13 protein-coding genes and 1 pseudogene are annotated in these 14,007 nt (G+C 66.0%); 9 read left to right on the top strand and 5 right to left on the bottom strand.

The window, feature by feature from the left end; genetic code table 11:
* Positions 1–349: pseudogene (locus CV1CTNOD_RS25805) on the top strand (FAD-dependent oxidoreductase); the annotation flags it as partial.
* 12 nt (positions 350–361) lie between these two features.
* On the opposite strand, the gene CV1CTNOD_RS15615 reads toward CV1CTNOD_RS25805, so the two are convergent.
* Positions 362–1,081, bottom strand: coding sequence for an HAD family hydrolase (locus tag CV1CTNOD_RS15615; protein WP_242606729.1), 720 nt, complete (start codon positions 1,079–1,081; stop codon positions 362–364).
* A gap of 145 nt (positions 1,082–1,226) precedes the next feature.
* On the bottom strand, positions 1,227–2,129 hold the full coding sequence (locus CV1CTNOD_RS15620) for an MBL fold metallo-hydrolase (RefSeq protein WP_131786810.1): 903 nt from the start codon (positions 2,127–2,129) through the stop codon (positions 1,227–1,229).
* A gap of 740 nt (positions 2,130–2,869) precedes the next feature.
* Between CV1CTNOD_RS15620 and CV1CTNOD_RS15625 the strand changes: the two genes are divergently transcribed.
* The 5 genes from CV1CTNOD_RS15625 (at position 2,870) to CV1CTNOD_RS15645 (ending at position 7,632) form a co-directional block, all read left to right on the top strand.
* Positions 2,870–4,543, top strand: coding sequence for an AMP-binding protein (locus tag CV1CTNOD_RS15625; RefSeq protein ID WP_131786811.1), 1,674 nt, complete (start codon positions 2,870–2,872; stop codon positions 4,541–4,543).
* Between the two features lie 53 nt (positions 4,544–4,596).
* The gene (locus CV1CTNOD_RS15630; RefSeq protein ID WP_131786812.1) at positions 4,597–5,385 is read left to right on the top strand and encodes a ferritin-like domain-containing protein; all 789 of its coding nucleotides are present in this window, start codon (positions 4,597–4,599) and stop codon (positions 5,383–5,385) included.
* Between the two features lie 105 nt (positions 5,386–5,490).
* A complete protein-coding gene (locus CV1CTNOD_RS15635) occupies positions 5,491–5,751 on the top strand; it encodes an acyl carrier protein (protein ID WP_131786813.1) in 261 nt (86 codons plus the stop codon).
* Entirely contained in the window at positions 5,748–6,608 is an 861-nt protein-coding gene (locus CV1CTNOD_RS15640; protein ID WP_131786814.1) for an SAM-dependent methyltransferase, read from the top strand. Before CV1CTNOD_RS15635 ends, CV1CTNOD_RS15640 begins: the two co-directional genes overlap by 4 nt.
* Positions 6,609–6,750: 142 nt before the next feature.
* A complete protein-coding gene (locus CV1CTNOD_RS15645; RefSeq protein ID WP_131786815.1) occupies positions 6,751–7,632 on the top strand; it encodes an acyl-ACP desaturase in 882 nt (293 codons plus the stop codon).
* 55 nt (positions 7,633–7,687) lie between these two features.
* Here CV1CTNOD_RS15645 and CV1CTNOD_RS15650 read toward each other — a convergent pair whose 3' ends face one another.
* Positions 7,688–7,954, bottom strand: coding sequence for a hypothetical protein (locus tag CV1CTNOD_RS15650; protein ID WP_131786816.1), 267 nt, complete (start codon positions 7,952–7,954; stop codon positions 7,688–7,690).
* A gap of 497 nt (positions 7,955–8,451) precedes the next feature.
* Here CV1CTNOD_RS15650 and CV1CTNOD_RS15655 point away from each other — a divergent pair, with 497 nt between their 5' ends.
* Together CV1CTNOD_RS15655 and CV1CTNOD_RS15660 are read left to right on the top strand one after the other, a co-directional pair.
* The gene (locus tag CV1CTNOD_RS15655; protein ID WP_131767629.1) at positions 8,452–8,853 is read left to right on the top strand and encodes a hypothetical protein; all 402 of its coding nucleotides are present in this window, start codon (positions 8,452–8,454) and stop codon (positions 8,851–8,853) included.
* A 512-nt stretch (positions 8,854–9,365) separates the two neighbouring features.
* A complete protein-coding gene (locus tag CV1CTNOD_RS15660) occupies positions 9,366–9,902 on the top strand; it encodes a MarR family winged helix-turn-helix transcriptional regulator (RefSeq protein ID WP_131786817.1) in 537 nt (178 codons plus the stop codon).
* 158 nt (positions 9,903–10,060) lie between these two features.
* Here CV1CTNOD_RS15660 and CV1CTNOD_RS15665 read toward each other — a convergent pair whose 3' ends face one another.
* Positions 10,061–10,315 carry a hypothetical protein gene (locus CV1CTNOD_RS15665; RefSeq protein ID WP_131786818.1) on the bottom strand — a complete coding sequence of 85 codons (255 nt, stop codon included), beginning with the start codon at positions 10,313–10,315 and terminating at the stop codon, positions 10,061–10,063.
* A gap of 629 nt (positions 10,316–10,944) precedes the next feature.
* Positions 10,945–11,490, bottom strand: a complete 546-nt coding sequence (locus CV1CTNOD_RS15670; RefSeq protein ID WP_131786819.1) for a hypothetical protein — start codon at positions 11,488–11,490, stop codon at positions 10,945–10,947.
* A gap of 859 nt (positions 11,491–12,349) precedes the next feature.
* Between CV1CTNOD_RS15670 and CV1CTNOD_RS15675 the strand changes: the two genes are divergently transcribed.
* Positions 12,350–14,007: MMPL family transporter (locus tag CV1CTNOD_RS15675; RefSeq protein ID WP_131786820.1), on the top strand; the 1,658-nt coding region annotated here is incomplete at its 3' end.

The following is a 14,007-nucleotide window of genomic DNA, read 5'->3' on the forward strand; positions in this document are numbered from 1 at the left end:
ATCACCATCGATGACATCCACAAGATCGACTCAACCTAACAAAGTACTACTACGGGACTGCCTGCGGTCGGATGAGCCGGCGCTGCCACAGCGCTTCTACCGGCGAGCCGTCCGTCTGATCGACACTGCCTGGCAGATGTCCACCAACGCCGACCTCAACCATCCCGGTGTGCAGGGTCGACGGACCCTGCGCATCCGGCTGGTCAACGCCTATCTACATCGAGCTCAAATCGCCGCCCACGCGGACCCGACGGTTGCACGGACGTTCATGCGGCTGGCGAACCTGGTGGAGCCGCCGGAAGCCCTGCTGCGACCGTCCATGATCGTGCGGGTGCTGCGGCACAGTTAGAGCGCCCCACCGTCACAGCTGCGCCAGGCGGTCCAGGGTCTGCTCCAGCGAGCTGTGCAGGATCGTCCGCCAGCCGCGAGCCTGCGCGGCGGCACAGTTGACCGGAGTGTCGTCGATGAGCAGGCACTGCCGGGGCGCCACGCCGAAGGCGTCCTCGGCCATCTGGTAGATCTTCGGATCGGGCTTGCAGAACCCGATCTCGTGGGAGTTGATGGTCACCTCGAACACGCTTGCATCGGGCATCAACGCCGCGCGGTGCGGTTCCCACTCGGCCACGCTGTTCGTGAGCAGCCCCACACGCAATCCCCTGCGCCGGCACTCGGCCAGGCAGTCGAGCAGGGCGTTGTTCATCTGCCGTCCCTTGTACCAGTGGTCGCCGAAGCGGGTCAGGTCGACCCGTGACGTCCAGTCCGGGGCGAGTGCCGCGGTGACCCGCAGACCCCATTCACGCTGCGTCATCAACCCGCATTCCATCGGTTCGAGCATCTGCATGCCGCACTCGCCGGCGACAGCGCTGATGGCCGACCGCAGGACCGTGGCCGGCACCCCCACCGCTGACACGAACCGGTCGAACGCCTCCGGGATGGAGGAGGTCAGCACACCACCGAAGTCGCACCACACCACCGAGGCCTCGACCGCCACCGGGACCTCGGCTCCCGGCGGAACATCGGCCGCACCTGGGACCTCGGCCGCCGGTGGGATCCGGTCGGCGGATCTGACGCCGTCAGCCAAGGCTGTCTCCAGGAGCATCGGGCAGCCGTCGCCCGCCGGCCGCATCGAATAGGACGATCATGCCGAGATCCCTGTACCGAAACCGGTGCGGGCGGCGCCGGAGGCGACCGAAGGCGACCGAAGGCGCGGCATCCGGCGACGCGAGCTATCCGGAGCTGTCCGGCGAGGTGATGTCGGCTACAGATGATCCTGGGGACCACCCGGGAACCCTTCCAGGGATTCGTGCGTCGAACTGGGCTGCCGGTGCGGCAACGTGCACCGGGCCGGCGAAGACGCGGCTGGCGTCAGCCCTCCGGGCCGCCAGCCATTGCGGGTCGGCGGAGATGAAGTGGGTCAGGACGAGCTGCCCGGCGCCGGCCGCGGCCGCGGCCTCACCCGCATCGGTGGCGCACAGATGACCGTGCGGTCCGTTGTCGGCGACCTCCAGGGTGGCCTCGGCCAACAACAGGTCCACGTCGCGGGCCAGAGGGATCAGCGCGTCGGTCCAACCGGTGTCGCCGGTGTAGGCGAGGCTTCCCGTCGGACCCTCCAACCGGACACCACAGTTGGGAATGGCGTGGCGCAGACCGTGCATGCCGATCATGCAGTCACCCACCGTAAACTGCTCACCCGGGACGTACTCCCGCACGTCGAAGGCGAGGTCGAACGCCCTGTCCAGCAACGGGATGGTCGCCACCGGAAAGAGCTCTGCGAGCTTTTGCAGGGTCGAGCGTCCACCGGCCGGCACGTAGAGCGGAATCGGCGTGGGCTGGGCGGTGTCAGCGGTCTCCGGAGCCTGCGGCAGACTGGGGAAAGACGCAGCATATCGTGCGTGCCTGCTCAGGAGAGCCTTTCCGATAGGCAGGAGATCGTAGCAGTGGTCCAGGTGGAAGTGACTGATCACCACTGCGTCCAGCATTTTCGGATGCCCTATCGCGCTGAGCGCGAGCGCCACACCGGGACCGCAGTCCAGCATGATCCTGGTGCTGCCGGTGTTCACAAGATAGCCTGAACTGCCCTGGCCGCCGGAAGGCATTCCGGAACGGCAGCCGAGGACGGTAAGATGCATTTGCAGAATGTCCGATCTTCTAAAATACCAGAATATTTTGTGTTGTATGCCGGGGTTCGAGGACTGCGCACTCTTAGATCTTCGTTACGCCGCCGGAGAGCTTGGAGTTGGAAACCGGGAGCGCACGGTTCCCCCGGTTCCAGCGATGTTGCTGTCAGTTCGCAACCCTGGCAACGAGCAACTTCCAGACGTTCGATTACGAACGCCTATCACCGCTGTTCACCCGGCCGGATTGTTTCGCCCCAGCCGGATGCGTACCGGGACGTCCAGCAGGTCCGCCGGCGCCACCGGCGCCCACCCAGGGGAGCCGGCGACGATCGCCGGCGGTCCGGCCCGGACCCTGCCGCGGCAGGCACCTCCCCGTGGTTCCGCGGCACCCGACAGCGCGCCGGCGATGCTCCGGCAGTGCCTGACTGCGCACCACAGCAGGACGCCCGCTGCTTTCCCCCGGATTTCATCCAGTCCCCCACGGCCCTGCGGTGAACGGACCGCGAATCCGCAACAAAGGATATGGGAATGTCCGTCGATGACCCACCGGATCCGGCATCGTCCGATTGCCGTCCTGAATGGATCAATACAATCGGAAAATAACCATTGACGGCCTTCGGCGCACAGCCGAACAATTTTGTCGATGACGGTGTTCGACACGGGATCCGCAGGACGGCAGGGCGGTTAGAACATCCCGACCGGCGGTCGCCGAAGAAGGCAACGTCTGACTCTTCGTGGACAGGGGAGGCCGTATGGTCACCGGTACGTTGCACGACGCACTTGACCGGATCGCCGCGAACGGCCCTGACACCGCGGTCGACTTCCCGTCCGAATCGACTTCGATTTCCCTCGGTGAACTCGCCGACTCCTCACAGGCGATGGCGCGCTCGTTGGCAGGAACAGGTGTCGGGCCGGGCAGCCGGGTCGGAATCTTCAGCCAGAACGCGCCCGAATTCCTCCAGGCACTGTTCGCCATCACCAGGACCGGCGCAGCCGCCTGCCCGCTGCCGCTGCCCACCGCGGCCTGGGACCTCGCGGGTCACGCACACCGGCTGGCACGGATCGCGTCGGTCGCTGGCATACACCAGGTGGTGGTCTCCTCCCGGTTCCGCGGGCTGGCCAGTCGTTTCGACGACGCCATGAGTGATGTCGCGTTCGTCTGTGCCAACGACCTGCTGGCAGGCGTGACCCCGCCTGGGAAGCTTCCCGCGGTCGAACCGACGGACCTGGCCATCGTGCAGTTCACCTCGGGCAGCACCGCCGCGCCCAAGGGAGTCCAGCTCACCCACGCCAACGCGCTCGCGGGCATCGAGGCGATCAGTGAGGGGATAGAGCTCGGCCGGGACGGCGATGGCGGAGGCAGCTGGCTGCCGCTCTTCCACGACATGGGGTTGTTCGCGACCCTGTCAGCGATCACGCGTAACGTTCCCATGACGGTGTGGTCACCCACGTCGTTCGTCAAGGACCCGGCGCGATGGCTTCGCCAGTTCCTGGCGTCCGGGGCGACGATCTCCCCTGCTCCCAACTTCGGTTACGACCAGCTGGTCGCCGCTGTGTCCCCGCAGGAGGCTGCGAGTCTGGACATGCGCCACTGGCGGATCGCCTTCAACGGCGCCGAGCCCATCGCGCTGGCGTCGGTCGAGCGGTTTCTGGAACACTTCTCACCGGCCGGTTTCGCGCCCGAGGCGATGTTCCCGGTGTACGGCATGGCCGAGGCGACGCTGGCGGTCGCCTTCCCCCCACTGGGCCGGCCACCGGTGTCGGTCTGGGTCGACCGCGAACGGCTGGCCAACGCCGGCCTGGTCCAGCAGGTGCCACGCGGGCATCCGCAGGCGCGGGCCGTCGTCGGGGTGGGCCGGCCGGTGCGCGGGGTCGAACTACGCGTCGCCAGCCCCGACGCCGGCAAGGTGTCCGCCGACGAGCAGCAGGTCGGCGAAATCGAGATTCGCGGGGACTCGGTGACGCCCGGTTATCTACTGGCGGAGGGAAGCGATGACGACACCTTCACGCCGGACGGCTGGTTGCGTACCGGAGACCTGGGGTTCCGTCTGGGTGACGAAGTGTTCGTCACCGGACGGATAAAGGAAATGATCATCGTTCGTGGGGCGAACTTCTACCCCGAGGACGTCGAAGGCATCGCCCGCGACATCCCCGGGGTGTTCAAACGCCGATGCGTCGCCGTCGTCGGCCGGGGCGACGGCGACGGCGACGGCGCTGAGCTGATCACCCTGCTCGCGGAGACGAGCCTCGACGACCCGGCCGCGCGTGACCGGCTCGCCGCCGACCTGCGTGCCCAGGTCACCGGCACACTCGGCCTGTCCGACCTGGCGGTACGCCTGTTGCCCCCGAGCTCGCTCCCCCGCACGTCCAGCGGCAAGTTCCAGCGCCTGGTCGTCGGCGAACGAACATGGCAGCCCTCGACCTGACACCGCGGGTCCACACCACGGAATCCAGGCCACAAAGCCCGCAAAGGAAGCCGATGCACAGCTACGATGTCTTCCGCCAGTACGAGCGCCATCAGTGGCAACTCGCCGACCTGCCATTCGACGAGATCGATCGCGACCTGGTCGACCCCGACTACGTCACACTGGCGAAAAGCGCGGTGATGGGCGAGTCGAACTCGATCGCCGCCCAACACGGCTTTTTCAACGAGTTCGTCGACGATTACGATTTCTCCGCGTTCGTGGCAATCTGGGGCTTCCAGGAACTCCAGCACCATTATGCTTTCCGGGCCTGGTTGGAGGCTCTGGACATCAAGGTCGACACGGCTCCGGTCGAGGCGATGCGGGAACCGTACGCCCCCGGCACGACACCAGCCGCCACCCTCGCCACAAACATCATTTCAGAGCTGACGGTGAATCACGTCTACCGGGCTGTCTCGGACTGGGTGGCCGAACCGATACTGCGGACAATCATGCGGGACGCCAGCCGGGACGAGGCAGCGCATGCCCGCGAGTTCATCCACTTCGCCCGCAGGCGTCTGGCGACGTACCCGCAGGAGCTGCCGTCGGTCCTCGAAACGCTCTACGTGTACACGTCCGGCGCTCAGATCAAGCACCCGGTGAGCGTCTTCAAAAGCGAGCTGCCCGAACTGCGCGAACACGAGACGATCGACACCGGCTTCGAGTTCTTCCTGGCCAAGGTCGGCGGCACCGGCGAACTCGACCGGCTCCAGGTGAAGATCCGCCGAGCCTTCGGCGCCCTGACCGGTCTGGACCTCGCCAGCAACGCGCGTATCCGGCGCGCACTGGCCGAAGCGTTGACATGACACCCAGTATCCACCAGACAGACCCTTCATTCGGAGCCGACCCGACCAAAGGCAGCACGGCCATGGTTTTGGCGCGCCGCCGGCGGCCCTTCGTAGGGAGTTAAATTGTCCGCCAATCATGAGCAGATCGTCGCTGTTGTCACCGAAATCGTGACCGGAGAACTCGGCCTTGCCGCCGACAGCGTGGCCCCGTCCATCGACCTTCGCTCGATCGAGGGAGCCGACTCGGTCAAGGTGCTCCGGATAGTCTCCAGGATCGAGCGGCACTTCGACGTCGAACTGGAGGACGAGGACGTCTTCGGCATCTCGTCCGTTGACGACATCGCACTCGTGGTCGCGAAGTCCCTCGCGCCGGACCCGTCATGATGACGATCACCGACCCCAAGGCGGACACCGCCATCGCCGACACCAACCAGCACTACGACCTCGACCCGGAGATCTTCGGCCTCTTCCTCGATCCGTTGCGCAAGTACAGCTCCGGGCTGTACCGGTCCGAGACGGACACCCTGGCGGAGGCTCAGATCAACAAGCTGCACTTCGTCGCCGGGCGCCTGGGCCTGCAAGGCGGCGAACGGCTGCTCGACGTGGGCTGCGGCTGGGGCTCCCTGCTGCTGTTCATGGCGCGGGAATACAGCTGCCGGATGACCGGCATCAGCCCGGCGGCACGACAACATGCCTACATCGGCGGAAGGGCCAGCGAACTCGGGGTGGCCGACCAGGTCAGCACCTGGCGGGGGCACTTCGAGGAGGTCGACCTTCCCACCGGCAGTTTCGACGCGGTGACGATGCTCGGGTCGATCGTGCACATGCCCGATCTGACCGCCGTGTTCGCCAGGGCTCGGGCACTGCTGCGTCGTAACGGCACCCTCTACGTGTCGGAAAGCTGCTTTCGCAACGCGGCTGCGCACGAAGCGTTCCACAGCCGCGCCGGTACCCGGTTCGTCGGTGAAAAGATCTTCGGCTGGGGAGACATGCGGCCAGTGTCCGAACTGGTCCGTGGCGTCGAAGACGCCGGATTTTCCCTCATCGGCCTGGACGACCTGACCGCGGACTACCGTCGCACGATCGACGACTGGCTGGCGAACGTCCGGTCCGCCGCCGACGACATCGAACGAATCCGACCGGGTCTCGCCCGCGAGCTCGAGCACTACCTGGAGATCGCCAACGCCGGGTGGGGCTACACCACCAAGCACTACGCCCTGACCTGCCGGAAGGCGCGATGACCGGCTCGGTGGCCCGAGATTCGGGCCTTCCGGACCTGCCAGATCGGCTTCGCCGATCCGGCAGGAACCCCGAGCGCAAAAGAAACATGATCACGCTACCTCTGACCCTCGGGGGCGTGTCTGAAAAGTGGCAGGAGGATCGATGACCGTCGTGGACGGGACCCTGGTGGCAGCACCGCCCGAGCAGGATGCAAACCGGCTCCTGCCGGCTGCCGACATCGAGCGCGCGGTCACGTCATTCATGATCGCCTCGCCCTCGGCGCGCCGCTTCGACGTGGAGAGCGACTTCGACTGGGGCAGCGCGGACTGCGGGAGGCTGACCGAAGGGCAGCAGTCCGCCGTCCGCTTCATCACTCTGATCGAGGACCACCTTCCCGGCTACTTCGCCCTCTACAACCAACTCTTCCCCCTCGACGACGGCGTCGACCCGGCAGATTTCGTCCGTAACCGGGAGCTTTACCACTTCACGGTCCGCTGGGCGCAGGAGGAGGACAGCCACGCCCGCGCTCTCTTCCGCTACCAGGTGGCCTCGGGGCTCGCGGAACCCGAACGGTTGCGCCTCGATCTCGCCGAGGAGGGGCGGCGGGGGTTCACTCTCCCCTTCGACAATCCGGTCTCGCTGTTCACCTACACACTCGTGCAGGAGAAAGCGACGCAGCTCTACTACCAGCAACTGCGTGCCGTGATCGACGAGCCTGTCCTCGCCGAGATCCTGAACCGGCTCAGCCGGGACGAGGCCCGTCACTTCTCGTTCATGGCGGACATGGTGGAGCAGTACCTGATCCGGTACGGCGACGCGGTCGTGGAGCCGATCCGGGAGGTGATAGCGAACTTCCGGATGCCGCTGGCAGACACCATCAAGGGCTACTGGCGGTGGGCGCTGCGGATCGCCGACGCCGCACGATACGACCACACCGACGCCTACGAGCACCTGATCCGGGTCATCAGGCACGCCGTCGACGCCCCGTCGGACCGCGTGGAGGCGTTGACCCAGTTCATCTCCGCCTGCCGCACCCCGGCGTAACAGCCTCCGCGTCACCCGCGGGTGGACCACTTGCGTAGTCGGTCCACCCGCCTTCTCATGCCACCCACCGGACCCTGCGGGTCCGCGGCGGAAGATGGAAACGGACAGCGCCGACGACATAGTCGTCCCAGCCGCATTCCACGGCGTACTCGTCAGCAGCGGCGGCACTTTCGAACAGAATCACCACCTCGGTGACAGCGGACCGGTCGTCCCCATCGAAGAGGACCGCCGCGTACAGCGGTGCCGTCGATTCCGGCGCAAGCCCTGACGACGGCTGCCGCGCTGGTTGCTGTGACAGCTGCTGTGACCACGGTATGGCCATCGCTTCAGTCCCTCTCGATCACAGTGTGGCATCTGCGTTGTCGACAGAGCGGATACGTCTGCCTGGTCCGTGAACACCCAGACCTGGTAGCATAATTACAATTTGTCATCGATAACCCTTCGGATCGCTGTCTGGGATCGCTGTCTGGGATCGCTGCATGTTCGAGGCAACCGCCGTGACGACCGACGAGCAGCTCGGCTGCGTCACCTGTGACACCGCCGGGGCAAGGCCTGCCCATCACCAAACAGTGAACATCACAGCCGTGGCAAAATTCAGCGCCTGCGTCTGGCAGATCCCAAGCCGACCGGCGGGAGGAAAACCGACATGGGAATGGCATCAAACTGGTAGCCGAGGAGACCTGTACGGTCACCCGGCAGCCGTCTTGCGGCGAACTGGTACAGAACTGGTAGGTACCAGGCCCGCCACGCGGAAAGGAACGACCAAATCACTTGATGGAAACAACAACTGCACAACAGATTCACGATCAGCTTATCCGGATGCTCCGCCGCGGAGGCCGTCCCGCCGAGCTGATCACATATACACCGGAGTTCATCGACCTGGTCTGGCCTGCCGAGACGGGCATGCCACGGCAGGCGATCCACGACCGGGCGCTGCACGCGCACCGCATGCTCACCGCCGCTGTCGCCGCGCTGGAGCAGCCGCACAGCGAAGCAATCGGGATCATGCTGTGCCTGTGGCCCGGCACGCTCGGCCTGACCCTCGACCAGCGCCGGGAACGAGCCGCACGCCTCTTCGGCATCCAGTCCGACACGTTCCGCCGCTCGGCCCATGAGGGGCACCTCGTTCTCAACCTTTCCCTGGAGATCTACCAGCGGGTCCGGGACCGCCACGACCGGCGGCGCACCCTACCCACCGCGGACCACGGCGGTACACCGTGAGCCACGACCACAGCGGTACACCATAGACCGACGGCGACCGAGAAATCGTCCCCGGACCGGGGCCATCCGTACCGTCGCCGCGCAGGGTACGCAATCAGGCGCTTCGGGAGGCCGTCGACTCCGGACGGACCAACAAGAAGATCGCGGACACGACGGCACGTAACCGGGAATGACCTCGACTGGATAACAAGGGACGTCCCGCCGATCCGCTGATGTGGTGGTCAACCGTCGTGGCTCGGGAGGCACTGTCCAGGACTGCCGGGCACCCGCCTGTGCGGGCGCACCCGCCACGATCGGCCTCGGCCGCCGCATAGCCTGTCGCCGGTTATGGCAACCGATAGCGTGGAGTTTCCTTCGGATAGCGCTGTCACCGAATATCGCCCGACCGATTGTTGCGGCCCGGGATATTGCTGACATCAGAAACTCCCGGACGTGGGAATATCACTGCTGCGCCCAGCGGAGGGAAGCGTTCTCGGCCCGCCGTTGGGCAGCGAAGTCGTTACCATGGGGCAATGACCGTGCCCGTGCAATCACCCAACAGCCCGCCGTCCTCAGGACGCCGGTGGCCCCCGGCCGCCGACGGGGATTCAAGCCCGCACGAGAACGACGAAGACGGCCGCATCGACCCGGCGTTCGTGACCGCACTGCGAACGTCGATAACCAGACTTGCACGCTCACAGCGAGCCGAACGGCAACGCGATCCGCAAGCACTGCCGGTCAGCCTCATATCGGCTCTGTCCACATTGCAGCAACTGGGACCACTGACCCCGACGCAGCTCGCCCGGCTGGAAGGCGTACGCAAACCGTCGATGACACGAGCGTTGGCAACCCTTGTCGAACGGGGTCTGGTGGTCCGGGAACACGACGAGTACGACGGCCGGCAGTTTATCGTAAGAATCTCCGCCGAAGGCCTCGTCGCGGTCGCCCACTCACGCCGCATCGTCGACGCCTGGTATTTTCGGCGCCTGCGGCAGCTGGACCAGCAGGATCTGGCGGACCTCATGCGCGCCGGTGGAGCGCTTGCACGACTGGCCAACGAGACGGTCTGACCCGTCGAACAGTCCGCGCCGGAACATCCGGCGAATCCGGCAAGCCTGAAGGCAAGCCCTGCCATCGGTGATGTGTCTATCGCAGTACCGTCAGGGCCGCGTCCGGACGAAGGCACATCCGGGATAAAGGCATGTCCGGACGCAGGAAAGCACACCGACTACGACTGCTCGCGGTTATCGACAGACCCTCGACGGGCTTTGACCGGGTCCGGCCCCGGTTCCCGTTCCGAGGGTGGACGCAGCAGAACGAATGAAAACCCGTAGATCACTAAATAGCCCAGAACCGCGGCGAACGCCAGCAGGTCCAGCGATTCGGCGAGAGCAAGGACGACGAGCAGCAGGATACCGCTGCCCAATCCGGCGAGAAGGGGCAGCGGTACATCAATGACAAACCAGTCGGGACGTTCGGGCACTATCTCACGTTGTTCCTGGAACAAGGCCGTCTCCGGGCACTCCACAGGACCGGCCGGAAGCCGCACGGTTACGGGGGCCAGGCAGATCGCGAAACTTCCCGCCGGGAGCTTCCTCGTATGCCGTCGCAGAGCCGAGGTCACCGGCTTTCGACATACTGTGAAAATTCCTACGCGACCTGTTCATAAGACCGATAGGACCGATATCGATGTAACCCAAGGAAATCTGTGCCCCTTTACAGGATACGGCAACCCGGCCGCGAGGCGCAGCATACCGTGATCCGGCGCCGGCACGGCACATCCGGACTGTCCGTCCGGCGGACCAGATTATCACCGGCCGAAGCGTCACCACAGCAATCCTGCTTACAATTTTACTTCGATGGATGATGCCGAATCGGCCCGGCGCCGGCAGAAATCATCCGGATGGCTACGACCCGCGGTCCCGATCGACTTGTTCTCCTGATCCGCCTATGGTTGCGATCGGCCTGTGGTCCTGATTGATGCGGACCTGCCGATGCGCGTGGTGACACGTCCCGACAGTGACACCGGGAGACACGTCCGAGAAGATGCGCATCGCGGCCGGTGAGCACGGCGACAATAATCGTCGAAAATGTGTACTTGTCGAAAATGTGTCACCGGCTGTTCTGCGGGGGAACCGGAGTCGGCTTCGCGGACGACGGCATCGGGCCGGGAGCCGGCGCCGTGCTACCCGGTTCGGGTGCGGTTGTCACCGGTCCGGGCGCCGGCTGCTGCGCCGAGGAGACGGGGGCCGGTGACGCCGAGCCCGCAAGGCCCGCTGCATCCGTGTTGTTGGTCGACGGGCCGTCATCAACAACCGTGGTGCCCGCGTCCGCGGGCTGACCGCCAGGCTGCGCGCCTGGATCCTGCGTTCGAGCGGCCGGCAGGGCCGTAACGGCCACCGTGGCACCCGGTGACACACCGACGACCGGGGCGACGCCTCCACCAGGAGAAGCCATCGGTGCTGCAGCTGTGACACCTGGCGATACCTCGGGGACGGCACTGACGACAGCCGTACCCGACTGGCTGATCTCGGCACCGCCCGTGGTCAGATAGCTGGCCGCCCCGCCGAGAAGGGCCCCGACGACGGACATCACCAGGAAGACCGTCGCGAGCTGTCGCCCGGCTCCGCCGGCCGCGAGGGCGGACCGATTCATCATGGTTTCTCCCCATATGACCGGGGACCTGGGCCTCCCGGACCTCCCGGACCGGCTTCCAGACCTCTGGCGCGAAAGAAGCATGATCCCGTCACCTTCGGCCCTCACATGATCGGAAATCTGGGCCGCCGGCAGCGCGCAAAAATATGATCGCGTCGCCTTCGGCCCTTTGGGCGGTTCGACCATCAACCCTACCGGGCGGCCACAAACACCCGTGATCGATGTCCGATAAAACACGTCAACCCACCTCGTCGGGTACGGATCCGGACATGCTCCGGGCCTCGCATTCACGGAAGGGCCCACAGCTGAGCCGGCCGCGGCACGGCCGCGGCATGGACCTGTCACCAGTCGTCCGGCGGACTCTCCTGAACACTGCCAGAAACAACCACGATGACGGATACGAATAGTTTGCACGCACCTGGGCCGGCAGCGGCGACCAGTGCCGAAAAGCGGTTAGTGCGTACCGGCGTGGGCCATGGCGACGAATCGGCAGTAAGATCTGCACCGACGCCGCGCCGAGGTTTTGCCCTACCATCGGCGCGGGTACTCAGGAGAAACTGATCATCGGGGAAAGTTTGGTGAACGAAGTCGCGATCTTCGGGCTTGCCGTCCGTTTTTCGGGAGCGGCCGGCGGAGGTATTTTCTGGCGCCTGCCGCAGAAATCAGGAGCGCGGTTCCGAAATGCCGCGGAGAACCGTTTGTGGCGTGGAAACCTCCACTATCATAATGATCATAAAAATCCGCACAGTACAACATGTACCGGCCGGATTCCCGACCCCGTCCACGTCGTTGTGGGCAGCGTGGTCACCACCTGTCGGGACGGGGACGTACCCCGCCTGAGCCGGAAGGATGGTTCACGCCGATGACGACGTCGCCGCCGCGCAGTGGTTCATCGCCCGGATTCCGGCTCAGCAACCTTCGACCCGGCGGGCGGCACCGAGCCCGGGTCACCACGCCGCAAGACGCGGCAGGCGGCTTCACCTCCCGCCCGCTGGTACGCAGCCGACTGCTACGCGTGATCGTGGCTCGTCCCCGCACGGTCCTGCTCGTCACGGTGGTAGTGACGATCCTCGCCGCTATCGTCGGCATCGGGGCGGTCAGCCGGATGAAGACCGGTGGATTCGGCGATCCGGATTCGGACTCGGTCCGCGGCACGCAGGCTCTCCTCGCCCGATTCGGTTCGGCCGAGCCGAACCTGGTCGTCCTGGTCGGATCCAGCGTCGGCGTCGAGACACCGGCGGTCCGGACGAAGGGACAGAATGTCACCGCCGTGCTGCGGCGCGAGCCGGGTGTCCAGATCGTGGCCTCCTACTGGGAAACGCCAGTGGCCGAGCTGCGCGGCCGGTCCGGCGACGTCGGCCTGATCGTCGCCCACATCGACGGCGACGAGGACGCCAGCGCCGAGCACACCGGTCGGCTGCACGACGTCCTCACCCACTCAGACAGCCCGACCGCCGGCGTCACCATCTCCCTCGGCGGACTCACACAGATCAACAACGACATCAACATGCAGGTCACCAAAGATCTGGCCAAAGCCGAATCCATAGCCGTCCCGGTCACCCTGCTCCTGCTGCTAGCGGTCTTCGGCACCGTGGTCACGGCAGGTATCCCACTGCTCGTCGGCATACTGGCGATCATCGGCACGCTCAGCGGCCTTGCGATACTGGCCGCCCTCACAGAGGTCTCGGTGTTCGCGGTCAACCTCACAACCGCCCTCGGCCTCGGGCTCGCCATCGACTACTGCCTGCTGTTCGTCTCCCGCTACCGCGAGGAACGCGAACACCACTACGGCACCGTCGCCGCCCTGGACGCGACCATGTGCAGCGCCGGACGGACAATCATGTTCAGTGCCGCCACCGTCGCCGCGGCCCTGTGCTGCCTGCTGGTCTTCCCGCAATACTTCCTGCGTTCGTTCGCCTTCGCCGGCGTCATGGTCGTGGCGATCACTCTGGCCGGCGCGCTGATCGTCCTGCCGGCCCTGCTGCTCCTGCTCCGGGGCCGCATCGAACGGTGGCCGCTGCCCCTGCGGCGGCGCCCTGTACAGCCAGCCGGCCTCAGCATGGTCGGCCGGGTCGCCGCCCTGGCCTGGCGACGTCCCCTACTCACCGCCCTACCCACCCTTGCCCTCCTCCTCCTACTCGGCATCCCCTTCCTCCACGTCACCTTCGGCGTCCCCGATGACCGCGTCCTACCCACCTCCACCGAAAGCCGCCATACCGCCGACCGCCTCCGCACCGACTTCGGCGTCGTCAACAACGGCGCCCTCGCCGTCGTCGCCGACACCTGGGGCAGCGGCCCCACCGCCACCACCGACACCGCCACCTACGCCAGCCGCCTATCCACCCTCCCCGGCGTCGACCGCGTCGACAGCGCCTCCGGCTCCTTCACCGCCGGTCACCAAACCACTCCCCCGGGCCCGACCGCCACCCGCTTCACCGCTGGCGACGCCACCTGGCTATCCATCCTCAGCCGCACCGAGCCCTACTCCCCCGCCGGCGCCCGCCTCGCCCACGCCATCCG

The sequence above is a fragment of the Protofrankia symbiont of Coriaria ruscifolia genome (assembly GCF_900634745.1).
GTDB lineage: Bacteria > Actinomycetota > Actinomycetes > Frankiales > Frankiaceae > Protofrankia > Protofrankia californiensis.